Here is a 22573-nt window from a genome sequence, read left to right as displayed (position 1 = left end):
GACGCCGACTCAGCCGGCCAGGACGCCCGCCGCCCGGGCGGCCGCCAGCCACGCGGGGAAGCCGTCCAGCAGCCGGTCGTACAGCTCGGCGTCGGAGTGGGAGCCGGGGTCGCGGCCGGCCGGGAAGAAGCCTGCGTTGTCGACCGGCCGGGCCGCGGGCACCGGGAGCTCGTCCAGCCGGTGCAGGAAGGCGAACTCCTGGTCGGCCGGGTCGCCGAAGCCCACGAACTGCCAGTAGAGCGGCAGTTCGGCGGCCAGGCAGAGCAGCTCGCGGGCCGCGCCGCGGGCGGTCGGGCCGCCGTCGGTCTGGAACACCACCAGCGCCGGGGCGTTCGCCCCGGACAGCTGGTGGTGCCGGATCACGGCCTTCATCGCCAGGTGGTAGTTGGTGCGGCCCATGTGCCCGAGCCCGGCGTGCAGCGCGTCGATCCGGCCGCGGTGGTCGTCGAGCGCGAGCTCGGCCACCCCGTCCACCTCGGTGGAGAAGAACACCACCGGCACCCGCCCGTCGTCGTCCAGGTGCGCGGAGAGCGCCAGCACCTGCTCGGCGAAGCGCTGGACGGCACCCGAGCGGTAGAACGGCCGCATCGACCCGGACCGGTCCAGCACCAGGTACACCGCGGCCCGCACCCCGCGCAGCCCGGACTTCTCCAGGCTGACCCGCGCCGACGCGTAGTGGCCGACCAGCCCCGGCGCGGCGGCCGCCACCTTCTCCGGGCTCAGGCCCACCGGCTCAGTCCCTGGTCCGGAAGCGCTGCCGGCCCGCCTGCGGTGCCGGGGGAGCGACGGGAGTCGAGAAGGCGGGAGCCGCGGGAGCCTCCACCGGGGGCAGCAGCGGGTACCGGTCCGCCAGTGCGGCCCGGTCGCCGTCCGCGAAGGCCGCCACCAGGTCGTCCGCGACCTGCAGCACCACGTCCAGGCCCTCCACCTCGGCCGTCCAGTCCGCCGGCAGCCCGGCGGTGCCGTACATCGCGCCGACCAGGTTGCCGCAGACCGCACCGGTGGAGTCGCTGTCCCCCGAGTGGTTCGCCGCCAGCACCAGCGCCTCCCGGGCGTCCGCGCCCGTCAGCGCCGCGTACACCGCGATCGCCAGGCACTCCTCGGCGATCCAGCCGAGGCCCACCTGCTCCACCCGCTCGGGGCACGCCGGGCCGAGCCCGGCCACCCGCACCGCGTGCCGCAGCGCCGCCACCGTCTCCTCGCCGCCCGGGTACGCCGCGGTCTGCTCGACGGTCTCCTCGACCGCCCGCCGCAGCTCCGTCCCGTGCACCAGCCGTTCGACCAGCGCCGCGAAGGCCCCCGCCGCCAGGTACCCCGTCGGGTGTCCGTGCGTCAGCTGAGCGCAGTCCGCCGCCAGTTCGAAGGCCCGCCGCACCCCCAGCCGGGCCAGCCCGAACGGCGCCGAGCGCATCACCGTGCCGCAGCCCTTGGACTGCGCGTTCACCTCGCCGTGCAGCCCGTACGCCACCGCCGGCAGGTAGCCGTACCCGGCGAGCCCGCTGGTGCAGGCCGTCCCCGGCGCCCGCGAGGCGTACAGGAACTCCCGGCCGAGCAGCCACCCGTCCGGGTGGCGCTCCGGCCCGGGCAGCCGCTGGGTCAGCATCCACCGCCGGTACGCCCGGTGGACCTCCTCGCGGGTACCGCCGCGCAGCAGGCCCTCGGCGGTGAACAGCGTCATCTGGGTGTCGTCGGTCACCTCGCCGTGCCGGCCGCCGGCCGCCGGCGAGCGCAGCCCGTCCGGGCCGAAGCGGTCCCGGATGTCGTCCAGCCGCTGGAACTCCACCGGCCAGCCCAGCGCGTCGCCGAGCGCCCCGCCCACCAGTGAGCCGCGCACGCGGTCCCGGTACTCCACCATCGTCTCCCCCTCCGCGGCCGCCCCGGCCGTCAGTCCTCGATCGCCCCGGCGCGCCCGTGCAGCGCCGCCCGGTCCGCGGCGGCCCGTCCGGCCGCCCACCCCTCTCCGTCGCTGACCCGCACCCGCTGCGAGACCAGCTTCGGGAACATCCGCCCGACCGTGTCGTCCACCGCCTGCCCGCGGGCCGCCAGCACCGGCAGCAGCCGCTCGTCCGGCGCCAGCTGCTCGGAGGTGCCGTCCTCGCGCAGGTGCCGTCCGGCCGCCGCGTCGGCGGTCGCCCGCTCGGTCGCCTCGGTGAGCCGCTCCCGGATCCGCGCAGCATAGGAGATCAGGAAGGACTGACGGAACGCCTTCGTCCGCGGCGCGCCGTCCTGGTGCCGGCGGCTGCCCGCCCGGTGCATCGCCGCGGTGCCCTGCACCAGCAGCGAGGTGTAGAGCAGCTCCGCCGCGTCCAGGTCCGCGTCGAAGCCGATCACCGTGCAGAAGCCGAACTCCTTCGCCCACACCACCCGGCACCGGTTCGCCGCCGCCACCGCGTCCAGCAGCATCGCCTTCGGGCTCTCGTACGGCTGGTCGACCCCGATCCGCAGCGCGGCCGGCGCGTCCTTCGCCGGGCCGCCCGCCGCGAGCAGCGCCTCGTCGATCGAGTGCTGCGCCATCAGCTGCTGGGCCTTTTCGGTCAGCGCCTCCGCCTCGTCGGGGAACTCCGTCGACTCGGCCTTCGCCAGCAGCGCCCGGATCCGCCCGAGCATCCGCGGCTCGCCCGCCGCCGGGCGCGCGGCCGCCGGGTCGAACGCCCGACCGCCGCCCTGCTGCCCGGGCACCGGGCCGACCGGCGCGATCGGCGGCAGCAGCGACCAGGCCCGCAGCAGCTCCAGCGCGGCCGTCGCCAGCGCGAACCGGTCCTGCCGGTGCCGGGCCGCGAACTCCGGCAGGTACGCCTCGTCCGACCCCCACCACACCTCGGCCGCCAGCTCCCGCAGCTGCTCCTGCCAGCGCCGGTCCAGCGAGGCGGCCGGGTGCCGCCTGCCCTCCGCCGCGATCAGGTCGACCGCCAGCGCCAGGTGCACCGGCCCCAGCTCGCGCCGCACCACCCGGACGAGGTCGGCGGGCCGCCACCCGGCCGTCCAGCACCGGCCGACCGCGCGCTCCGCGAACGCCAGCAGCGCCCGGCCGACCTCCGGCCACTGCTCCGCCGAGGCGGCCAGCAGCGAGGCGCCGCCGTCCAGCGCGTACTCCAACGTCTCCGCGGGCGCCGCCACGACCTGCTGCACCGCCGAGGCCAGCAGCCCCTCGACGGCGGAGTCCTGCCCGGCCCTGCCGCTGCGCCTGCCCACGATGCCTCTTCCGTCCGCGTCCGCCGGCCCGGCCACGACCGGCCGGACCCCGTCCCATGATGCAGGAGCGGCTCCGACGGGCGGGCGGGCCGCGGGCGGCGCGTGGCGGCCGCCACGTGAATCGGTCTTCGTGGCGGGCAACTACTCGGGGGCGCCGCTCGTCCTGCATTCTGTAGGGGCAGCACGCGCAGCCGACGCGCGACGGGGTGTCAGGGAGGTGGCCGCATGGCCGTTGAGCCGTGGAGGCATCCGCAGCAGTCGTACGGCCCGCCGCCGCAGCCCTGGCAGCCGGCGGCCACCCCGCAGGCCGCGATGCGCGCCGCCCACGCGGACCGCGAGCGGACGGTCGACGTGCTGAAGGCCGCCTACGCCGAGGGCCGGCTGACGGCGGAGGAGTACTCGCAGCGCTTCGACCACGCGCACCGCGCGCAGACGTACGGTCAGCTCGCGCAGCTGGTCGCCGACCTGCCGTCCGGGCCGATGGTGGCGCCGATGGGCGCGGCCGTGCCGGTCGTCCCGCCGACCTTCATGCCGCCGCCGGCGCCGTACGCGCCGCCGCGCACCAACGGGATGGCGATCGCCTCGATGGTGCTGGGCCTGCTCTGCCTGCCGACCTTCGGCGCGCTCGGCATCCCGGCCGTGGTCACCGGGCACATCGCGAAGTCGCAGCTGCGGGCCGGCCGCGAGGAGGGCGACGGCATGGCGACGGCCGGTCTGGTGATCGGCTGGCTGTCGGTGGCCGGGTGGGCGCTGATGATGCTGCTCGCCGTGGTGTCCGCGGGCTGACCTGCGGTTCCGTCCCGTTCCGCGGGCCGGGACGGCGGCCGGGCAAGGTGGCGGTCCCGTCCGATGTGTGGTAAGACGGCTCGAACGTTCCCGCACCGTTCTGGTTGTCCAGGCTCGCCCGGGTGAGCAGCGGCGTTGCATTTGTTTTGACCGCCGCCGATGCGCTAGGTACGCTCTGATTCGTGCCTGGGGTGTCCCCGGGTCCTTGTGCGTGCCAGTTGACCGGCCGCCGTAGCGGAGCGCTGATCCCGCTCTCGCCGTGCGAGCGCCGTCGCTGTCCATCAGCTCATGGGATTCCGCGATTCCTCCGCCGGGAGACTCGACACACCCGACCGCGTGGGTCGGTGGGTCGAGGGGCGCCGCAGGTTAGTTTTACGCAGCCTTGGCACACAGAAAACGGAGAAACGGTGCCTACGATCCAGCAGCTGGTCCGAAAGGGCCGGCAGGACAAGGTCGAGAAGAACAAGACGCCCGCCCTGAAGGGCTCCCCGCAGCGTCGTGGCGTCTGCACGCGTGTGTACACGACCACCCCGAAGAAGCCGAACTCGGCGCTTCGTAAGGTCGCCCGTGTGCGCCTCACCAGCGGGATCGAGGTCACCGCCTACATCCCGGGCGAGGGCCACAACCTGCAGGAGCACTCCATCGTGCTGGTCCGCGGTGGCCGTGTGAAGGACCTTCCTGGTGTCCGCTACAAGATCATCCGCGGTTCCCTCGACACCCAGGGTGTCAAGAACCGCAAGCAGGCTCGCAGCCGCTACGGCGCCAAGAAGGAGAAGTAAGAATGCCTCGTAAGGGCCCCGCCCCGAAGCGCCCGGTCATCATCGACCCGGTTTACGGCTCCCCGCTGGTGACCTCGCTGGTCAACAAGATCCTGCTGCACGGCAAGCGCTCCACCGCCGAGCGGATCGTGTACGGCGCCCTCGAGGGCGTCCGCGAGAAGACCGGCGCCGACCCGGTGGTCGCGCTCAAGCGCGCCCTGGAGAACGTCAAGCCGACCCTCGAGGTCAAGTCCCGCCGTGTCGGTGGCGCGACCTACCAGGTGCCGGTCGAGGTCAAGCCGGGCCGTGCCAACACCCTGGCGCTGCGCTGGCTCGTCGGTTACTCCCGCGCCCGTCGCGAGAAGACCATGACCGAGCGTCTGCTGAACGAGATCCTCGACGCCAGCAACGGCCTCGGCGCGTCCGTGAAGCGTCGCGAGGACACCCACAAGATGGCCGAGTCCAACAAGGCCTTCGCGCACTACCGCTGGTAGTCCGAACCCCGTCACTAGACAGAGAGAGAACGAGCCACCATGGCTGCAACCTCCCTTGACCTCGCCAAGGTCCGCAACATCGGGATCATGGCGCACATCGACGCGGGCAAGACCACCACCACCGAGCGGATCCTGTTCTACACCGGTGTCTCGTACAAGATCGGTGAGGTCCACGATGGCGCTGCCACCATGGACTGGATGGAGCAGGAGCAGGAGCGCGGCATCACCATCACGTCGGCCGCGACGACCTGTCACTGGACGCTCGACGGCGTCGACAACACCATCAACATCATCGACACCCCGGGCCACGTCGACTTCACCGTCGAGGTGGAGCGCTCGCTGCGCGTGCTCGACGGTGGCGTGACGGTGTTCGACGGCGTCGCCGGCGTCGAGCCCCAGTCCGAGACCGTGTGGCGGCAGGCTGACCGCTACGGCGTCCCGCGCATCTGCTTCATCAACAAGCTGGACCGCACGGGCGCCGACTTCTACTTCTGCGTGCAGACCATCGTGGACCGCCTCGGCGCCACCCCGCTGGTCATGCAGCTCCCGATCGGCGCGGAGTCCGACTTCGTCGGCGTCGTCGACCTGGTGAAGATGAAGGCCCTGGTCTGGTCGCCCGAGGCCACCAAGGGCGAGATGTACGACGTCGTCGACATCCCGGCCGACCTCGCCGACAAGGCCGAGGAGTACCGCGAGGCCCTGCTCGACACCGTGTCGAACGTCAGCGACGAGGTGATGGAGCTCGCCCTGGAGGGCGAGGACATCCCCGAGGAGCTGCTGGTCGCCGCGATCCGCAAGGGCACGCTGAACTCGGACTTCACCCCGATCTTCTGCGGCTCGGCGTTCAAGAACAAGGGCGTTCAGCCCCTGCTCGACGCGGTTGTGAAGTACCTGCCGTCGCCCCTCGACATCGAGGGCATCGAGGGCACCAAGCCGAACAACCCCGAAGAGAAGATCGTCCGCCAGGCCTCGGACGACGAGCCGCTGGCCGCCCTGGCGTTCAAGATCATGTCTGACCCGCACCTGGGCAAGCTCACCTTCGTCCGCGTGTACTCCGGCCGCCTGGAGTCCGGCACCTCGGTGCTGAACTCCGTCAAGGGCAAGAAGGAGCGCATCGGCAAGATCTACCGCATGCACGCGAACAAGCGTGAGGAGATCGACTCGGTGGGCGCCGGCGACATCATCGCCGTCATGGGCCTGAAGCAGACCACCACCGGTGAGACGCTGTCCGACGAGAAGCAGCCGGTCATCCTGGAGTCCATGGACTTCCCGGCCCCGGTCATCCGCGTCGCGATCGAGCCCAAGTCCAAGGGCGACCAGGAGAAGCTGGGTGTCGCCATCCAGCGTCTCGCCGAGGAGGACCCGTCCTTCCAGGTCAACACGGACGAGGAGACCGGCCAGACCATCATCGCGGGTATGGGCGAGCTGCACCTCGAGGTGCTCGTCGACCGTATGCGCCGTGAGTTCAAGGTCGAGGCCAACGTCGGCAAGCCGCAGGTCGCGTACCGCGAGACGATCCGCAAGGCCGTCGAGCGCATCGACTACACGCACAAGAAGCAGACCGGTGGTTCGGGTCAGTTCGCGAAGATCCAGATCGCGATCGAGCCGCTGGAGTCGGGCGAGGGCTACGAGTTCGTCAACAAGGTCACCGGTGGCCGCGTGCCGAAGGAGTACATCCCCTCGGTCGACGCCGGTTGCCAGGAGGCCATGGAGTTCGGTGTCCTCGCCGGCTACCCGCTCCAGGGCGTCCGCGTGACCCTGCTCGACGGCGCGTCGCACGACGTCGACTCGTCCGAGCTCGCGTTCAAGATCGCCGGTTCGATGGCCTTCAAGGAAGGCGCCAAGAAGGCCGGTCCGGCCCTCCTGGAGCCGATGATGGCCGTCGAGGTCACCACGCCCGAGGACTACATGGGCGACGTGATCGGCGACATCAACTCCCGCCGTGGCCAGATCCGGGCCATGGAGGAGCGTCACGGTGCGCGCGTCGTCAAGGCGCTCGTGCCGCTCTCCGAGATGTTCGGCTACGTCGGTGACCTGCGCAGCAAGACCTCTGGTCGCGCAAGCTACTCGATGCAGTTCGACTCGTACGCCGAGGTTCCGCGGAACGTGGCGGACGACATCATCGCCAAGGCCAAGGGCGAGTAAGGCCGGCTCCGCCGGTCAAGGTTCGGCCCGTTATTCGGGACGAATCCGACCCCTTAGGCTAGAAGGAGGTAACCCGGGGCGAATCCCCACGGATTCCCCCGGGCCCTCCCGGCACCCCACCCCGCGGGACGGCATGGAGCGCTACCGGCGCCCCGTTCCCAATCCCGATCAAAGACCAACTGACGTCGTACGGCGTACAGAACTGTCCTCAGGAGGACTGCAGTGGCGAAGGCGAAGTTCGAGCGGACGAAGCCCCACGTCAACATCGGCACCATCGGTCACATCGACCACGGTAAGACCACGCTGACCGCGGCGATCACCAAGGTGCTGCACGACGCGTACCCGGACATCAACCCCTTCACGCCGTTCGACCAGATCGACAAGGCGCCGGAGGAGCGGCAGCGCGGTATCACCATCTCGATCGCGCACGTCGAGTACCAGACCGAGGCGCGTCACTACGCCCACGTTGACTGCCCGGGTCACGCTGACTACATCAAGAACATGATCACCGGTGCGGCCCAGATGGACGGTGCGATCCTCGTCGTCGCCGCCACCGACGGCCCGATGCCGCAGACCAAGGAGCACGTCCTCCTGGCCCGCCAGGTCGGCGTCCCCTACATCGTCGTCGCCCTGAACAAGGCCGACATGGTGGACGACGAGGAGATCCTGGAGCTCGTCGAGCTCGAGGTCCGTGAGCTCCTCTCCGAGTACGAGTTCCCGGGCGACGACCTGCCGGTCGTGCGCGTCTCGGCGCTCAAGGCGCTCGAGGGCGACAAGGAGTGGGGCGAGAAGCTCCTCGGCCTCATGCACGCCGTCGACGAGTCGATCCCGACCCCGGCCCGTGCCACCGAGCTGCCGTTCCTGATGCCGATCGAGGACGTCTTCACGATCACCGGTCGTGGCACCGTCGTCACCGGCCGCATCGAGCGCGGTGTCCTCAAGGTCAACGAGACCGTCGACATCATCGGCATCAAGACCACCAAGACCACCACCACGGTCACCGGTATCGAGATGTTCCGCAAGCTGCTCGACGAGGGCCAGGCCGGTGAGAACGTCGGTCTGCTCCTCCGTGGCATCAAGCGCGAGGACGTCGAGCGCGGCCAGGTCATCATCAAGCCGGGTTCGGTCACCCCGCACACCGACTTCGAGGCCCAGGCCTACATCCTGTCGAAGGACGAGGGTGGCCGTCACACCCCCTTCTTCAACAACTACCGCCCGCAGTTCTACTTCCGTACCACGGACGTGACCGGCGTCGTGACCCTCCCCGAGGGCACCGAGATGGTCATGCCGGGCGACAACACCGCCATGACCGTCGCGCTGATCCAGCCCGTCGCCATGGAGGAGGGCCTCAAGTTCGCCATCCGTGAGGGTGGCCGCACCGTCGGCGCCGGCCAGGTCACCAAGATCGTCAAGTGACGATCTGACCCTGGTCTGTCGTAGACAGGCTCGCCGCAAGGCAAACGGAAGGGCCCGCCCCCTCCGTCCGCGAGGACGGGGAGGGCGGGCCCTTCCGCCGTTGGGCCGTGGTCTCCCGTGCTGACCTCGTCAGTGGGAAGCCCGCCACCACGGGATCGGTCCGTGCATGAGGGCATCGCCGCCGTGGAGCGATGACGGAGAGCGGGCCCTTGTGCGGCCCCCTCCTCCGACCGAGGTGCGGCCCTGGGAAATCCGTTCGAGGGCGGCTGGCATAATCCTGCGGGGGGATCCGCCCGCCGACCCAGGGAGAGCGGTCGGTGTTCGACGTCTGAAAGCCGATGGGCCGCGACGCGGTCGACGCTGAGGTCGGGGCGGTGAGCAACGGTGCCTGCGTCACGGACGACGCCCGGGCTCCTGCCTCGGACACGCATCGCACTGGGTCGATTTCAAGGAGAGGCCGGAATGGCAAGCCAGATGTTGGCCTGGAGAGTCCGGGGGAAGGAGCCCGCACCCGGCGGGATCCGGCCCGGCCGCAGTGCGGACGACCGCCGGTGGCAGGTTCTGGTGGCGGTGCTGGCGGCGTCGTGGGCGACGCCGGTCGCACTGAACGCCGTGCGACTCGATCTCGTCCTCCTCCCGATCCTCGTCCTCTCGATCGCGTCCACTGTCCGGATCGGCGGCGTGCTGCTCGATCGACTGGTGGCCTCCGGTCTGCTGCTCTGCGGCGCCCTGTTGATCCTCGGCCTTCTCGCCTCGGTGTGGCCGTGGGGGCTGTCGCCGGTGCCCGTCTCCGGTGTGCTGCTGTCCGCGGTCGGCGGCGCCGCCTGGTGGAGCGGACGGAAGCCCAGCCTGCCCTGGCGGGTGCGCGGTACCGACGCCGTGGTGCTCGGCACCGCCGCGGTGGTCTGGCACTACGTCCACCACCCGATCGCGGGGAAGAGCCCCGTCGAGCGCTTGGGCGCGCTGGTCACCGCCGAGGACCGCCTGACCCATCTCTCGATCTTCGACACCATCCACCGGGTCGGTGGTTACGCCTTCCTCCACCAGGATGCAGCCCGGGTCTCGTTGCAGCCGCCGACCGAGGCGGTGTATCCCGAGGGATCGCACCTGGTCCTCGCCTGGCTGGATGTATTCCGGACTTCGAGCACCGAACTCGGCTCGATGATCGCGGCCGACAACCGGTACTTCACATACGTCCTCGCCGCGTACGCCCTGTTGTGCGCCGCGGTGGTGTGGGCCGCCCGATGGGTCGGCGGGCCCCGGTTGCGCGGGTGGCGGGCGGCGGTGGTCTGCAGCACGGTCGCCGCCGTCATGATCGCCACCCCGGCCGCGATCATGATACCGGCGGGCTTCGATTCCGAGCTGATCGGGCTGCTCTTCCTCGTGGTGGCCGTGGCCCTTCTCGTCCGATCGGCGATGGGCCGGACGGAGTTCGTGCTCGTCGGCGTCGCCGGCATGGTGACGGTCGCGTACACCTACAACATCTACGCGGTGTACATCGGTGCAGCCCTGCTGGCGGCCCTGGTGGTCGACCGGCGTCGGTTCCGTCCTCGTCGGACGGCGATCTGGTTGAGTCTGGTGGTCGGAGGCGCCGTCGCCCTGGTGCCCAGCGTCATCATGGTGCTGTCGGACTTCGACGTGAAGAAGCAGGCCGTCACCGGCGGCGCGATGATCCCGATGGACCGATCCACCCTCGTGGGGCTCGGACTGCTCGGGCTTGTGGCCGGTCTGATGCCGCGCAACCGGCGAATCGGAGCCGTTCAGAGTCTCCTGCTGACGGTGGTCTCCGCCTGGGGCCTGCTGCTGGCCTTCGCCGCGTTCCAGATCTACGAAACCGGCAAGCTCTCCTACTACTTCGAGAAGATGGCCGTGGGCGGGTTGATGCTCGCGCTGGTCGCGCTCGGCGGCGCCGGCTATGTTCTGCGGCCGATCGCTCGGAATGGCTTCGCGTCGCGCTCGGTGCAGCGGTGGACCGAGCCGGTGGCGGCCGTTGCAGCTGCGGCTGCCGCACTCAGCCTTTTCGGTGGGATCCAGTGGGGTGTGCCCTCCGTGGGAGGGAAGCCGTCGGCCTGGCACGAGTCCGAGCTGGCGCGGTGGGGTCGTGGCGAACACACCGGGAAGCTCGGCCCGGCTGCTGAAGCCTTCGCGACCAGGGACATCCAGCGGGTCAGTACTCCGGTGCTCACCCTGTACACCAACGACGGCTACTCGAACTGGCGGATGACCTTCTTCGCCCAGACCCTGCTGCACCGTGCAGGCGTGGTGCCGCAGTTCGACGAGATGCTCAAGGTGCAGATCGGCGGCCGGCCGGAGGACGAGCAGAAGTACCGTGACTCGCTCGCGCACCTCCGGATCGCCATCGGCCGTTCGCCGGTTCCGCCCACCCTTCTCGTGGGGGACAAGCAGGTCGCCGACCGTCTGGACCGGGATCTCAACGGGACCGGTACGAGGACGGCGTCCGTTCTGTACGCACCGCTGGAGCCCTAGTACTGCAACGGTGTTCACCGCGATGAGGCATCAGCTCTCCGGCTGGTGCCTCGTCGCTTGTCGTGGCCGCTGCGTGCCTGGCGTCGGCGGCTTCCGGACTGCCGCGGCCATCGCCAGGACCTGTCGGGGCGACCCGGCGTGTGAGCCCTCGCATGCTTGCCCGTTTTACCGGTCCGGGTTGCATCGGCCGTTGAACTGGCGTGACGACTCGGGAGGCCCAGCGGTGGGCGGTCCTTCCGTCCGGCGGTGGAACCCGTCCCTGAGCCGCAAGGCCGGCGCCTCCACGACGTGCCACGAGAGGAGGGCCAGTCCCGCGGTCGTCACCGCGGCCGAGACGAGGTAGCAGAACAGGCCCGCTCTCGGGACCCCGAACACCGCGAGCCCTTGCTCCACAGCGAAGCCGTAGATGTAGACACCGTAGGAGTAGTCCCGCCGGCGCCCGATCCTTCGAAACGGCTCGGGCAGGCGTACGGCCAGCCACACCGTCAGATAGGTCAGCGCCGGGAAGCCCACGGGGAGCAAGCCGCCCCACCTCAGGGAGGCCGCAAGCGCCGCCACGCAGACCACCGCGAGACCGTCGTGCACCGGCAGGCGCCGCTGGTGGACCTGCGCGGCGGCGCCGAGCAGGAAGGCGTACGCGAGGTCGACCGCCAGGCCCAGCGACACTTCGCCGACCACCGGAACGGCGAGGTGGAAGGGGGCGCCCCCGAGGTTCCGCCCGAACAGCCATCCGGCCGACTCGGCGAACCAGAGCAGGGCGGCGGGCACCGCCAACATCGCCGGTGCCCGCCGCAGTACCCCCGCGACGGCGAGCAGCGCCACCAGGAGGTAGCAGAGCGCCTCGTACTTCAGCGACCAGAGGGCGCCGTTGATGTTCGCGTTGTGGTTGGTGCCGCGCTCGATGCCCTCGACGAGGACGTCCGAGACGTCCCAGCTGCCGTCGGCCGGAGACGCCCCGAGGAGGTAGCGCAGCGGACCGTGAGGGTGCTCCCAGAACCCTCCCAGGCTCCCGTGTTCCCGCCAGTACAGGACAGGCATGATCACGAATCCGGTCACCAGAACCGCCGCAAGCAGTCCCGGGGTGATGCGCAATGCCCGGTTCCTGAGGAATTGGAAGGGTCGGGTACGGCGGCCACTTGCCGTGATGAGGAAGCCCGAGAGCACGAAGAAGCCGGTCACCGAGAGTCTGCCCAGGTCCGTCTGCCCGCCGCTCGCGGCCCACAACGGGTCCCGTCGGCCGTAACCGAGCGGAAAGAGGTGCGAGACGAGGACGGCTCCGGCGAGCATCAGCCGAAGGGCGCCGAAGGCGTTCGCCGGCCCCAGCGACTCGGCCAGCCCGCCATGGGACCTGCTCCAGCTCCATGCACGCATGCGACCTCTTGCGTCCGCTGAGGGGGGACCTGCCGTGGGACCGCTACCGGGCGCGGACGGTCAGCCGGGCAGGCCGTCCGCCCACAGCGATGCGACCGACTGCCGCAGCGTGCGCTGTGGAACCCAGCCGAGCTGTTCCCGTGCGGCGGAGATCTCCAGCTGCTGCCACTCCGACTCGGGACCCGTACCCTCGGGGGCCGGTACTTCGGTGACCTCCACCGGGACGCCGCTCACCTCGACGAGCAGGTCGACCAGCCGCCGCGCCGGGGCCGCCGAGCCGGTTCCGATGTTCAGCACGGTGCGGGCCGTCCTGGTGGTCGAGGCGGCCACCACGGCGTCCACCGTGTCGTCCAGGTCCACGAAGTCGCGCTGGGCGGTGAGAGGCTGCAGCGTCAGCTCGGCCGTCCCGCCGGAGGCGTGCGCGGTGGCGAGCTTGGCGCCGATGACGCCCAGCAGGCTGTGTCCGGGCTGTCCGGCCCCGGTCACGTTCCCGAGCCTGAGCACGACGGCGTCGAGGCCCTCGCGCTCCACCGCGTCGACGACCCGCTCGGTCGCCGCGAGCTTGAGCCGGCCGTAGGCCATCACCGGCGCCGGGACGTCGTCCTCGTGCTGGCTGGCGCCGACGGGCACCAGGCCGTACTCGTGGACGGTGCCGAGGTGCACCAGCCGGGCCGGGGCGGCCATGGCGCCGATCGCCTCGACGAGCCGGTCCACCAGGACGACGTTGGCGACGTGCATCTGCTCGTCGTCGAGCCCCCACATGCCGCCGGCCGCGTTCACGACGACGTCGACGCGCTCGCGCTCCAGCAGCGCGGCCAGCTCGGACGCCGGGGACGCCGTCAGGTCGAAGGGGACGAAGCGGCCGGCCACGGGCACGGCGGAGGGCTTGCGGGCCAGCGTGAGGACCTCGCTCCCCGTCGCCTCGAACCGCGCGGCGACGGCCCGGCCTATGAATCCGGTGCCGCCCAGGACGGCGACGCGCTGCGGTGTGTGCGGGGTGCTCATGGCGGAGCGCTCCTTGAGGAGAGGGGGACCGGGTGCCGCGCGGGTCAGCGGACCCGGCTGGTGGCGGAGGCGTTCCGCAGCAGGGTCCGGGCACCGTCCCACTGGCGGTTGCGCACGGCACCCGGCACCAGCGTGAGGGCGTGGATCCTGGCGGAGATGTGGCTGCGCGCGGCCTTCGCTGCCCGCGGCCAGCCGTGCGCGTCCAGCCGGTCGGCGACGTCGAGGAAGTAGCGGCGGGCCTCGGTGAACCGGCTGCCGCTGAAGGCGGACTTCGAGGAGATGCTGACCGTGTGCCGGCGGTACTGGAAGCACAGCGTGTCGCTGACCGCCATCCGCTCGCCGGCCTGGAGCAGGTCGACGATCAGCGCGAGGTCCTGGATGATCTCCAGGTTGTCGCGGAAGCCCATCGTGCGGACGGCGTCGGTGCGCCAGCAGATCGACGGGAAGTACAGCCAGTTCCCGCGCAGCAGGCTGACGGCGAGCTCCTCGCCGCCCATCAGCTCCAGACCGCGGGTCCGCGGCGCGTACAGCCGCCGCTTGGCCTCGTCCACCAGCGTGCGGCTGACCGCGCCGTCGCTGCCGATGACCTCGACGCCCGGCTGGATCATGGCCACGCCCGGGTGGGTCGCGAGCACACCGCGGATCGTCTCGATGTAGTTGGGCAGCATGATGTCGTCGGTGCCCATGAACACGAGGTACTCGTGCTCGGCGAGGCCCAGGCACTTGCGGTAGTTGCCGGTGACGCCGAGGTTCTGCTCGTTGCGCATGTACCGGACCCGCGGATCGCCGAGGGCGGCGAACCACTCCGGCACGCCAGGCTCGCGCCCGTCGTCGACGACCGTCAGCCGCCAGTCCCGGTCGGTCTGCGCCAGGACACTGCGCACCGCGGCCTGCATCAGTGCCACGTCGCCGTAGTAGGGGAGCAGGACATCCAGAGTGGTCATGGCGGTTATCCGGTGGTTGGGGGCGGCTGCCCCGGTACGGAGCACGGCCACGGACGTGGCGGCCACATCATATGACCGACGTGTCGGTCGTTCGGGCGGGTGCCGTCCGGGACGGCACCCGCCCGGCGGTCAGACCGAGCGGAGTCCTGCGGTGTACGTCCGGCAGGCCTCGTAGTCGGGCAGCAGACCGGACGCCTTCGCCTCGGCCAGCGAAGGAGCGGCCTCGTCGCGCGCGGACAGCTGCGGCTCGGCGGCGCCCCAGTCGATGGCGAGGTCCGGGTCCAGCGGGTGCACGGTGTGCTCGCCGGAGGGGTTGTAGGTCTCGGAGCAGACGTACGAGAGGGTGGCGTCGTCCGTCAGGGCGCAGAAGCCGTGGCCGAGGCCCTCCGGGATGTACACGGCCCGGCGGTCCACGTCGTCCAGCCGGACGGAGTCCCAGCGGCCGAAGGTCGGCGAACCGACCCGCAGGTCCACCACCACGTCGAGCACCGCACCGCGCACGCACGTGACGTACTTGGCCTGGCCGGGCGGCACGTCGGCGAAGTGGACGCCCCGCACCACGCCGCGGGAGGACACCGAGAGGTTGGCCTGGGCCAGCCGCAGCGGGTGGCCGACCACCTCGGAGAGGCGGTCGAAGCGGTACCACTCCATGAACAGCCCGCGCGGGTCCCCGTGCTGCTGCGGAGTCATCTCGAACGCACCGGCGATCGACAGTTCGCGGAACTTCATCGGTTGCCCTCCTCGACGAGCAAGTCCAGCAGGTACTCCCCGTACCCGCTCTTGCGGAGCGGCTCGGCCAGCTCGCGCAGCTGCGCCGAGTCGATCAGGCCGGCGCGCCAGACCGCCTCCTCGATGCAGCCGATCTTGAATCCCTGGCGCTCCTCGATCACCCGGACGAACTCGGAGGCCTGGACCATCGACACGAACGTGCCGGTGTCCAGCCAGGCCGTACCGCGGTCCAGCACGGTGACCTGCAGTTCGCCGTTGCGCAGGTAAACCTCGTTGACCGCCGTTATCTCCAACTCGCCCCGGGCGCTCGGCTCCAGGCTCTCGGCGATCTTGACGACCCGGTTGTCGTAGAAGTACAGGCCGGGCACGGCGTACCGGGACTTCGGGTGCTCGGGCTTCTCCTCGATCGAGATGACCTGGCCTCCGCCGTCGAACTCCACCACGCCGTACGCGCGCGGATCGGCCACCGGGTAGGCGAACACCCGCCCGCCGGCCGGCTCGGTGTGCTGGGCGAGCCGGGTGCCCAGGCCGCTGCCGTGGAAGATGTTGTCGCCGAGGATCAGCGCGACAGGCTCGTCCCCGATGAAGTCGGCGCCCAGCACGAAGGCCTGGGCGATCCCCTCGGGACGTTCCTGGACGGCGTACTCCAGGCGCAGGCCGAGCTGGGAACCGTCGCCGAGCAGGCGCTGGAACTGCTCCTGGTCCTGCGGGGTCGTGATGATGAGGATCTCGCTGATGCCCGCCATCACCAACGTGGACAGCGGGTAGTAGACCATCGGCTTGTCGAAGACGGGGAGCAGCTGCTTCGACACCGCCCGGGTCAGCGGCCACAGGCGCGATCCGGTGCCGCCCGCCAAGAGAATTCCACGCATGACGGGCAGCTTATGCGAGGCGCCCGGCGGGGTCGTGGGGCAGGGCGGGTCTTCGGACGGGTCTGGGTAGACTGCGCCCTACTATGCGCATCCTCGTCACCGGCGGCGCCGGCTTCATCGGATCCGAGTTCGTCCGCTCCCTGCTGGGCGCCGACGGGTCGGCCCAGGTCACCGTCCTCGACAAGCTCACCTACTCGGGCGTCGAGGCCAACCTCGCGCCGGTCGCCGGTCACCCCGGCTACCGGTTCGTCCGGGGTGACATTTGCGACACCGAGGCCGTCGAGCAGGTGATGCCCGGCCACGACGTGGTCGTCCACTTCGCCGCCGAGTCGCACGTCGACCGGTCGATCGAGGGTGCCGGGCCGTTCGTCCTGACCAACGTCGTCGGCACGCAGGTGCTGCTCGACGCCGCCCGCAAGCACGACGTCGGCCGCTTCGTGCACGTCTCCACCGACGAGGTGTACGGCTCGATCGCCGAGGGCTCCTGGACGGAGGAGTGGCCGCTGGCCCCCAACTCCCCGTACTCCGCGTCGAAGGCGGGTTCGGACCTCCTGGCGCTGGCCTACCACCGCACCCACGGCATGGACGTCGTGGTCACGCGGTGCTCGAACAACTACGGCCACTACCAGTTCCCCGAGAAGGTCATCCCGCTGTTCACCACCAACCTGCTCGACGGCAGGAAGGTCCCGCTCTACGGGAACGGCGGCAACATCCGCGACTGGCTGCACGTCTCCGACCACTGCCGCGGCATCGAGCTCGCCATGCGCAAGGGCCGGCCCGGCGAGGTCTACAACATCGGCGGCGGCACCGAGCTCACCAACAAGGAGCTCACCGGCCTGCTCCTGGAGGCCGCCGGGGCCGACTGGGACATGGTCGAGCCGGTGGCCGACCGCAAGGGCCATGACCTGCGCTACTCGCTCGACATCACCAAGATCAGCGAGGAGCTCGGCTACACCCCGCAGGTGCGCTTCGAGGACGGCCTCGCCGCCACGATCGCGTGGTACCGCGACAACCGTGACTGGTGGGAGCCGCTGAAGAGCAAGGCCGCGCTGCGTGGCTGACCGGGCGGGCGGCCGCGCGAACCCGCTGGCCCGGCTGTTCGACGCGCTGCCGCCCGGCACCCGGCTGGTGCTGGGCGGCACCGTCGTCCTCGGTGTCTCCTCCTACATCTATCTCGCCCTCGCCGGCCACACGCTGGACCCCACCTCCCTCGCCGGCGTCTCCGTGCTCTGGACGGTCGTCATGTCCGTCGGGTACGGCCTCTTCTCGCCGGTGGAACTGGAACTGAACCGCCTGGTCGCCGCCCGCGACGTCGGCGGCCAGGGCCCGCACGGGGCCCTGCGGCGGACGGCCCTGCTCACCGGCGCGGTGCTGGTGGCCGTCCTCGCCCTGCTCGCGGTGGCGGCCCGGCCGATCGCCGACCGCCTCTTCCACGGTGACCTCACCCTGGTGGCCGGACTCGGCGGCGCCCTCGTCGGGCTCGCCGTCAGCTCGCTCACCCGCGGCGCCCTCGCCGGCCTCGGCGACTTCAAGGCCTACGGCGCCCAGCTGGCCGTCGACGGCGGCCTGCGGATCGGCCTCGCGGCCGCCCTGCCGGCGCTCGGCCTGCACTCGGTGCTGGCGTTCGCCCTGATCCTGGTGGTCTCCCCGCTGGCGGCCTCCCTGATCGGCCTGCGCTCCACCCTGCGCGACCGCCGGCCGGGCCCCGCCGTGCCCTGGCCGGCGCTCACCCGCGGTCTCGGCCTGCTCGCCGCCTCGACCCTGCTCGCCCAGCTCATGGTCAACGCGGCCGTGGTCAGCGTCCAACTGCTGTCGCCCGCCTCGACCGCGCTCGTCGCGGCCCTCCTGAACGCCGTGGTCATCGCCCGCGTCCCGCTCTTCGCGTACGCGGCGATCCAGGCATCCCTGGTCTCCGCCCTGTCGGGGGCCGCCGCCTCCGGCCGGCACGCGGAGTTCCGCAAGGTGCTGGTGCGCACCGTCGCCGTCGTCTGCGCGATGTGCCTCGCCGGCGGGGTGCCGGCCGTCCTCCTCGGACCCTGGATCGTCCGGACGATGTTCAACGCCCAGGACGTCCTGGGCGCGGCCGACTTCCTCTGGCTGGTCCTCGGAACCCTCTGCTACATGGTCGCGACCGTCGTCGGCCAGGCCCTCATGGCGCTCTCCCGCCACCAGCGGCAGCTCCTCGCCTGGGCGGTCGGCACCGCCGTGCTCGCCGCGGTCACGCTGCTCCCCGGCGACGTCGGCACCCGCGCCGAACTCGGCTACCTCGCGGGATCCGCTGCGACCGCCGGGCTGATGCTGTGGTCGTTGCTGCGCCGCTTCCGCGCAGCACCGGCGGACGCCGGTAACGTTCCCGCCGCTCCGGAGGCCGCAGCACCGGTCGCATGACGGCATCCGGGCCCCACGCGCACGGTGCGTCGGGCCCGGATCGTCCGAGGGGTGCTCAGCCGTCAGGCGCCGCCGTTGGCCCGACGCTCGACGAGGGCGGTGACCCGCCGACCCAGCCGCTGCGCAGGCCGCTCGACCACGGTGAAAGTCAGCTGGCTGACCGCCAGGACCACGGCGATGAAGGCGATGCCGATCCCGAAACGTGACCACAGCGGGATGTCCCTCACCGCAGTGGGACTGATCAACCAGAGCAGGACGCACAGCAGCACCGCGTGCACCAGGTAGATCGAATAGCTGACCGACCCCAGCCAGGTCAGGAACCTCGGAACCGTACGGCCGCGGAGGAGCATCCCCAGGCCGAAGACCGCCCAGGTGGCAAGCATCGCCGCAACCCACTGCCACTGGACGTGCTGCGTCATCCGCGCACGCTCGTCCCAGCACGCACCGGCTGCCACGACCGCTCCCAACGCCACCACGCAGGCGACGGCGCACTTCCGACGGCTGATCTGCCCCTGCTCGGCACGGTAAATCGCCGTGCCGCCGAACATGGTGGCCAGGATCGACAGCCCGAACCACCCGGGCATCCGCCCGTTGACGGTGACCAGGACGAGCGCCAAACCGGTGAGTAGAACGGCACCCGTGACCGACAGGGCGCGGCGACGGGACAGCAGGCAGGTCAGCCCCACCGCCATCGCAGCAGCGGACACCGCCACGGTCACCTTGGTGCTGTGCAGATCGCGAGAGAACAGCAGCACCGGGAACAGACCCGCTGCCAACGCGCCGATCACAGCGAGACCCGCCGAGATCTCCGCGCTGCGCCGGTGCAGCCCGAGCACGAACAGGCCCGCCACCAGGAGGTAGAACACCATCTCGTAGGAGAGGGTCCACATGACGAACAGGGACCCTCCCACCCCGACGAAGTCGTGCAGCATCGTCAGGTTGGCGAGCGCGGCGACAGCGGGGTTCTTCGCCGGGAACGGGCTGACCGGGGAGAGCACCGTGTACGCACCCGCCGCCCAGACACCGATGCCCGCCAGCACCACCACGAGGCAGAGCGGGTAGATCCGGAAGAACCGGCTGATCCAGAAGCCGCGCACGCTCCCGCGCCGCTCCAGGGACGCGGGCACGATGTATCCGCTCACCAGGAAGAAGAGGAAGACACCGAAGGACGCCACGTCGAAGCGGTGGGTGACCCGGGCATACAGCTCCGGGACCACCATCTGCACGAAGTGCTCGCCGGCGATGGTCAGCGCGGCGACACCGCGCAGCAGATCCAGCCAGCCGAGCCGATTGCCCGGCGAGACGACCGGCGCCTCGGCAGAGCCCGACAGATCAGGCCGGGGCCGTGCCCGGGAGGTGAGAGACATCCGGCGAGAGTAGCCCACGGCTCCCTCGCCGCAGGCTCCAGCCCCGGCTCCCGGGACGGCTCCGGGGCGGACCGGCTGCCGCTGTCGTCCGTTCTCCGGCGGCGGCTACGATGGCCCTCGCCACCGCGGCTGAAAGGCGTCTCTCGTCGTGCAACTCACTGTCATCACATCGGTCACCGGTGTACTGGTGCTCGTGTACATCCTCGAACTGCTGCGTCGGCAGCAGCTCCGGGAGAAGTACGCGGCGATATGGCTCGGCATCGGTCTGGTAGTGGCCCCGCTGGGCTTCGTTCCCCGGGTGCTCGACTCCACCGCACGGCGCCTCGGAATCGCGTCCGGGGTGAGCCTCGTGCTCTTCGCCGGCTTCGTGCTCGTGCTGCTCGTCTGTCTTCACCTCAGCTGGGAGGCGAGCAGGCTGGAGGCCGAGACCCGCACGCTGTCCGAGGAAGTGGCGCTGCTGCGCGCCCACCTGGTCGCGCACCACGGCTACCCGGAGCCCCGCCCGCACAACCAGGTCGAGGATTCGGTCGATTCGGAGGTCGGGGCGTGATGGACGGGCGCAAGATACTGGTCATCCTGCCGGCTTGGAACGAGGCCGAGGGCCTCCCCGGCATCCTGGGTGAGATACGGGCCCAACTGCCAGGCGTCGACACACTGGTGGTCGACGACGGCTCGACGGACCGCACAGCCGAGGTCGCCGCCGCGGCGGGTTCGGCCGTCGCGAGGCTCCCGTACAACCTGGGGGTGGGCGGGGCCATGCGCCTCGGCTACCGGTACGCCCACCTGCACGGCTACGACGTCGCGATCCAGATCGACTCGGACGGCCAGCACGACCCGTCCTACGTCCCGCTGCTGCTGGAAAAGCTGAACGAGGCCGACCTGGTCATCGGCGCCAGGTTCGACGGCGAGGGCGACTACAAGGTGCGCGGCCCCCGGAAGTGGGCCATGGGTCTGCTGTCCACGGTCCTGTCGCGGATCACACGTACCAGGCTGACCGACACGACCTCGGGCTTCCGTGCCTGCAACCGCAAGCTCATCGAGTTCTTCGCCACCTGGTACCCGGTGGAGTACCTCGGCGACACCGTGGAGAGCATGGTCGGTGCCGCCCGCTGCGGTTTCACCGTCCGCCAGGTCCCGGTCGCCATGCGGGAGCGGACCACCGGACGACCGAGCGCCTCGCCGTTCAAGGCCATGATCTACTTGGCCCGGGCCGGCCTGGTCCTGCTGCTCGCGATGATCCGGAGGATGCCGGACAATCTGCGGGCCATCGCGGAGTCGGAGGACGAATCGCCCGTACGGGAGTTGGCCCTGAAGCGCTGACGTCCGGGAATTGTTGAAGCCGCCAGGGCAGAGCCCCGGCGGCTTCAACCTGTCACGCCTCCTGCAACTGCGCTTCCGGCGCCGCGTCTGCGACCACAGCCTCGGACTTCCTGCGGCGCCGCAGGAACGGAGGTGTCAGGTCGTCCAGGTTCTTGTCCTTGAGCCGGAGCGTGGGCCGTTCCACCAGGTACCACGAGCAGGCAGCCATGCCGAGGGCAATGGCGGTCGACAGTGCCACGTAGGGCCAGAAGCCCCACCGCGTCCCGTGGAACAGCACGAGGGTCTGCTGCACGGGGAAGGCGTAGATGTAGAGGCCGTACGAGAAGTCGGCCTTCGCCCCGATCCGGGTCAGCGGTGAGGGCGTTCTGACGGCTGCCCAGACGATCAGGTAGGCCAGCGCGGGCAGTCCGATGAGCGTGAAGCCGCCGAACCGCATCGATCCGCCGAAGAGCACTGCGCAGACAGCCGCGATCGCCCAGTGGATCGGCAGCCGCTCCCGGTACAGCTCGGCTGCTGCGCCCAGGCCGAACATGAACATCAGCGGAAGCAGGTTGTTCAAGGAGATCCAGCCGATCAGCGGCAGGATGTAGGCGCCGTGGCCGGTCTCCGCATAGATGTTCGCCCGCAGGTGAGGGGCTTTCACGGCGAGGGACGCCATGAACAGGAAGGCGCCGGCCAGCATCACCAGGACGACGGCCCGGTTGCGGCGCAGGATTCCCAGCGCCGCCAACCCGCCGACCACGAGGTAGCAGAAGACCTCCGACGAGAGGGACCACAGCGAGCCGTCGAACGCCTTCGGATACGGGTTGTCGGCCAGCAGCCCCGACAGCCCGAACTGGTTCATCGCCAGTGCGCAGTTCTTGCGGAGGTACCTCCAGGGTCCCTCCGGGTGCGTGAAGTAGTCGTGCAGCGACATCCCGGAACGCCATGCGACGACCGGGCCGATCACCAGCACGGTCGCCAGGAGGCAGGCCCAGAAACCCGGCAGGATCCGGACGGCGCGCGCCCAGAGGAACCGCCGCAGGTCGGTGCGCATGGCGCTGCGGGTGATGAGGAGGCCCGACAACAGGAAGAAGCCGGCGACACACAGGGCACCCAGGTCCACCTGGTGACGGCTCAGCGACTTCAGCGGTTCGGGCTGATGGAAACCGAGCGGCCTGGCGTGCTCGATGATGACGCCGACCGAGAAGACGAGCCGCAGGAGTCCGAAACCGTTCCGGCGGCCCGACCACACGTCGGCCAGCGTGGGGAGTGACGAGAGGCGCGCTCTCACAGCGAGGGCGGACATGAACAGGTCTC

At 70.7% G+C, this 22573-nt stretch carries 20 protein-coding genes; 10 read left to right on the top strand and 10 right to left on the bottom strand.

The genetic code is table 11. From position 1 onward, the window contains the following. Positions 1-9 precede the first annotated feature (9 nt). The 3 genes from AB0442_RS00295 to AB0442_RS00285 are packed head-to-tail and all read right to left on the bottom strand — an operon-like array spanning position 10 to position 3192. The gene (locus AB0442_RS00295) at positions 10-729 is read right to left on the bottom strand and encodes a VWA domain-containing protein (protein WP_366159747.1); all 720 of its coding nucleotides are present in this window, start codon (positions 727-729) and stop codon (positions 10-12) included. A 4-nt stretch (positions 730-733) separates the two neighbouring features. Then, a complete protein-coding gene (locus AB0442_RS00290) occupies positions 734-1855 on the bottom strand; it encodes an ADP-ribosylglycohydrolase family protein (RefSeq protein ID WP_366159746.1) in 1122 nt (373 codons plus the stop codon). Between the two features lie 29 nt (positions 1856-1884). Next, positions 1885-3192 carry a DUF2786 domain-containing protein gene (locus AB0442_RS00285; protein WP_366159745.1) on the bottom strand — a complete coding sequence of 436 codons (1308 nt, stop codon included), beginning with the start codon at positions 3190-3192 and terminating at the stop codon, positions 1885-1887. A gap of 225 nt (positions 3193-3417) precedes the next feature. Here AB0442_RS00285 and AB0442_RS00280 point away from each other — a divergent pair, with 225 nt between their 5' ends. The 6 genes from AB0442_RS00280 to AB0442_RS00255 all read left to right on the top strand — a co-directional run bounded on the left by AB0442_RS00280 (position 3418) and on the right by AB0442_RS00255 (position 11278). Next, positions 3418-3978: a DUF1707 and DUF4190 domain-containing protein gene (locus tag AB0442_RS00280; RefSeq protein ID WP_363540459.1), complete on the top strand. Its 561-nt coding sequence runs from the start codon at positions 3418-3420 to the stop codon at positions 3976-3978. 407 nt (positions 3979-4385) lie between these two features. After that, a complete protein-coding gene (gene rpsL, locus AB0442_RS00275; RefSeq protein WP_014144289.1) occupies positions 4386-4757 on the top strand; it encodes a 30S ribosomal protein S12 in 372 nt (123 codons plus the stop codon). 2 nt (positions 4758-4759) lie between these two features. Further along, the gene (gene rpsG / locus AB0442_RS00270; RefSeq protein WP_030263556.1) at positions 4760-5230 is read left to right on the top strand and encodes a 30S ribosomal protein S7; all 471 of its coding nucleotides are present in this window, start codon (positions 4760-4762) and stop codon (positions 5228-5230) included. Positions 5231-5269: 39 nt separating this feature from the next. Beyond that, the gene (gene fusA, locus AB0442_RS00265) at positions 5270-7375 is read left to right on the top strand and encodes an elongation factor G (protein ID WP_263104938.1); all 2106 of its coding nucleotides are present in this window, start codon (positions 5270-5272) and stop codon (positions 7373-7375) included. A 222-nt stretch (positions 7376-7597) separates the two neighbouring features. Beyond that, a complete protein-coding gene (gene tuf / locus AB0442_RS00260; protein ID WP_030263551.1) occupies positions 7598-8791 on the top strand; it encodes an elongation factor Tu in 1194 nt (397 codons plus the stop codon). Between the two features lie 564 nt (positions 8792-9355). Continuing rightward, positions 9356-11278, top strand: a complete 1923-nt coding sequence (locus tag AB0442_RS00255; RefSeq protein ID WP_366159744.1) for a hypothetical protein — start codon at positions 9356-9358, stop codon at positions 11276-11278. 165 nt (positions 11279-11443) lie between these two features. On the opposite strand, the gene AB0442_RS00250 is transcribed toward AB0442_RS00255, so the two are convergent. The 5 genes from AB0442_RS00250 to rfbA all read right to left on the bottom strand — a co-directional run bounded on the left by AB0442_RS00250 (position 11444) and on the right by rfbA (position 16199). Further along, complete coding sequence (locus AB0442_RS00250) at positions 11444-12565, bottom strand: acyltransferase (protein WP_366159743.1); 1122 nt, start codon at positions 12563-12565, stop codon at positions 11444-11446. 144 nt (positions 12566-12709) lie between these two features. Continuing rightward, complete coding sequence (locus AB0442_RS00245; protein WP_366159742.1) at positions 12710-13654, bottom strand: NAD(P)-dependent oxidoreductase; 945 nt, start codon at positions 13652-13654, stop codon at positions 12710-12712. Between the two features lie 44 nt (positions 13655-13698). Next, positions 13699-14598, bottom strand: a complete 900-nt coding sequence (locus AB0442_RS00240) for a glycosyltransferase family 2 protein (protein WP_366159741.1) — start codon at positions 14596-14598, stop codon at positions 13699-13701. A gap of 129 nt (positions 14599-14727) precedes the next feature. After that, positions 14728-15327, bottom strand: coding sequence for a dTDP-4-dehydrorhamnose 3,5-epimerase (gene rfbC, locus AB0442_RS00235; RefSeq protein WP_366159740.1), 600 nt, complete (start codon positions 15325-15327; stop codon positions 14728-14730). Then, a complete protein-coding gene (gene rfbA, locus AB0442_RS00230) occupies positions 15324-16199 on the bottom strand; it encodes a glucose-1-phosphate thymidylyltransferase RfbA (protein ID WP_366159739.1) in 876 nt (291 codons plus the stop codon). Before rfbA ends, rfbC begins: the two co-directional genes overlap by 4 nt. A gap of 83 nt (positions 16200-16282) precedes the next feature. Between rfbA and rfbB the strand changes: the two genes are divergently transcribed. Together rfbB and AB0442_RS00220 are read left to right on the top strand one after the other, a co-directional pair. Beyond that, a complete protein-coding gene (gene rfbB / locus AB0442_RS00225) occupies positions 16283-17260 on the top strand; it encodes a dTDP-glucose 4,6-dehydratase (RefSeq protein WP_366159738.1) in 978 nt (325 codons plus the stop codon). After that, positions 17253-18587, top strand: coding sequence for a hypothetical protein (locus tag AB0442_RS00220; RefSeq protein ID WP_366159737.1), 1335 nt, complete (start codon positions 17253-17255; stop codon positions 18585-18587). Before rfbB ends, AB0442_RS00220 begins: the two co-directional genes overlap by 8 nt. A 62-nt stretch (positions 18588-18649) precedes the next feature. Here the strand turns inward: AB0442_RS00220 and AB0442_RS00215 are convergent, their stop codons facing one another. After that, positions 18650-19954, bottom strand: coding sequence for an acyltransferase (locus AB0442_RS00215; RefSeq protein ID WP_366159736.1), 1305 nt, complete (start codon positions 19952-19954; stop codon positions 18650-18652). Between the two features lie 148 nt (positions 19955-20102). On the opposite strand from AB0442_RS00215, the gene AB0442_RS00210 reads away from it, so the two are divergent. Both AB0442_RS00210 and AB0442_RS00205 read left to right on the top strand, forming a co-directional pair. Next, positions 20103-20504, top strand: a complete 402-nt coding sequence (locus AB0442_RS00210) for a DUF2304 domain-containing protein (protein WP_366159735.1) — start codon at positions 20103-20105, stop codon at positions 20502-20504. Next, entirely contained in the window at positions 20504-21274 is a 771-nt protein-coding gene (locus AB0442_RS00205; protein ID WP_366159734.1) for a glycosyltransferase family 2 protein, read from the top strand. Before AB0442_RS00210 ends, AB0442_RS00205 begins: the two co-directional genes overlap by 1 nt. A 52-nt stretch (positions 21275-21326) precedes the next feature. Here AB0442_RS00205 and AB0442_RS00200 read toward each other — a convergent pair whose 3' ends face one another. Next, on the bottom strand, positions 21327-22562 hold the full coding sequence (locus tag AB0442_RS00200; RefSeq protein ID WP_366159733.1) for an acyltransferase: 1236 nt from the start codon (positions 22560-22562) through the stop codon (positions 21327-21329). Between the last annotated feature and the right edge of the window lie 11 nt (positions 22563-22573).

Origin of the sequence: Kitasatospora sp. NPDC085895, assembly GCF_040702125.1 — a bacterium.
Classification (GTDB): domain Bacteria; phylum Actinomycetota; class Actinomycetes; order Streptomycetales; family Streptomycetaceae; genus Kitasatospora; species Kitasatospora arboriphila.
The sequence above is the reverse complement of the archived record's forward strand: the minus strand, read 5'-3'. Positions and strand labels throughout refer to the sequence as shown.

Bases quoted from the DNA above. Each gene is read 5' to 3' on its own strand.
- AB0442_RS00290 (WP_366159746.1), bottom strand. From the start codon at position 1,855: ATGGTGGAGTACCGGGACCGCGTGCGCGGCTCACTGGTGGGCGGGGCG.
- AB0442_RS00280 (WP_363540459.1), top strand. From the start codon at position 3,418: ATGGCCGTTGAGCCGTGGAGGCATCCGCAGCAGTCGTACGGCCCGCCG.
- rpsG (WP_030263556.1), top strand. From the start codon at position 4,760: ATGCCTCGTAAGGGCCCCGCCCCGAAGCGCCCGGTCATCATCGACCCG.
- fusA (WP_263104938.1), top strand. From the start codon at position 5,270: ATGGCTGCAACCTCCCTTGACCTCGCCAAGGTCCGCAACATCGGGATC.
- AB0442_RS00250 (WP_366159743.1), bottom strand. From the start codon at position 12,565: ATGCTCGCCGGAGCCGTCCTCGTCTCGCACCTCTTTCCGCTCGGTTAC.
- AB0442_RS00245 (WP_366159742.1), bottom strand. From the start codon at position 13,654: ATGAGCACCCCGCACACACCGCAGCGCGTCGCCGTCCTGGGCGGCACC.
- AB0442_RS00240 (WP_366159741.1), bottom strand. From the start codon at position 14,598: ATGACCACTCTGGATGTCCTGCTCCCCTACTACGGCGACGTGGCACTG.
- rfbC (WP_366159740.1), bottom strand. From the start codon at position 15,327: ATGAAGTTCCGCGAACTGTCGATCGCCGGTGCGTTCGAGATGACTCCG.
- rfbA (WP_366159739.1), bottom strand. From the start codon at position 16,199: ATGCGTGGAATTCTCTTGGCGGGCGGCACCGGATCGCGCCTGTGGCCG.
- rfbB (WP_366159738.1), top strand. From the start codon at position 16,283: ATGCGCATCCTCGTCACCGGCGGCGCCGGCTTCATCGGATCCGAGTTC.
- AB0442_RS00215 (WP_366159736.1), bottom strand. From the start codon at position 19,954: ATGTCTCTCACCTCCCGGGCACGGCCCCGGCCTGATCTGTCGGGCTCT.
- AB0442_RS00205 (WP_366159734.1), top strand. From the start codon at position 20,504: ATGGACGGGCGCAAGATACTGGTCATCCTGCCGGCTTGGAACGAGGCC.
- AB0442_RS00200 (WP_366159733.1), bottom strand. From the start codon at position 22,562: ATGTCCGCCCTCGCTGTGAGAGCGCGCCTCTCGTCACTCCCCACGCTG.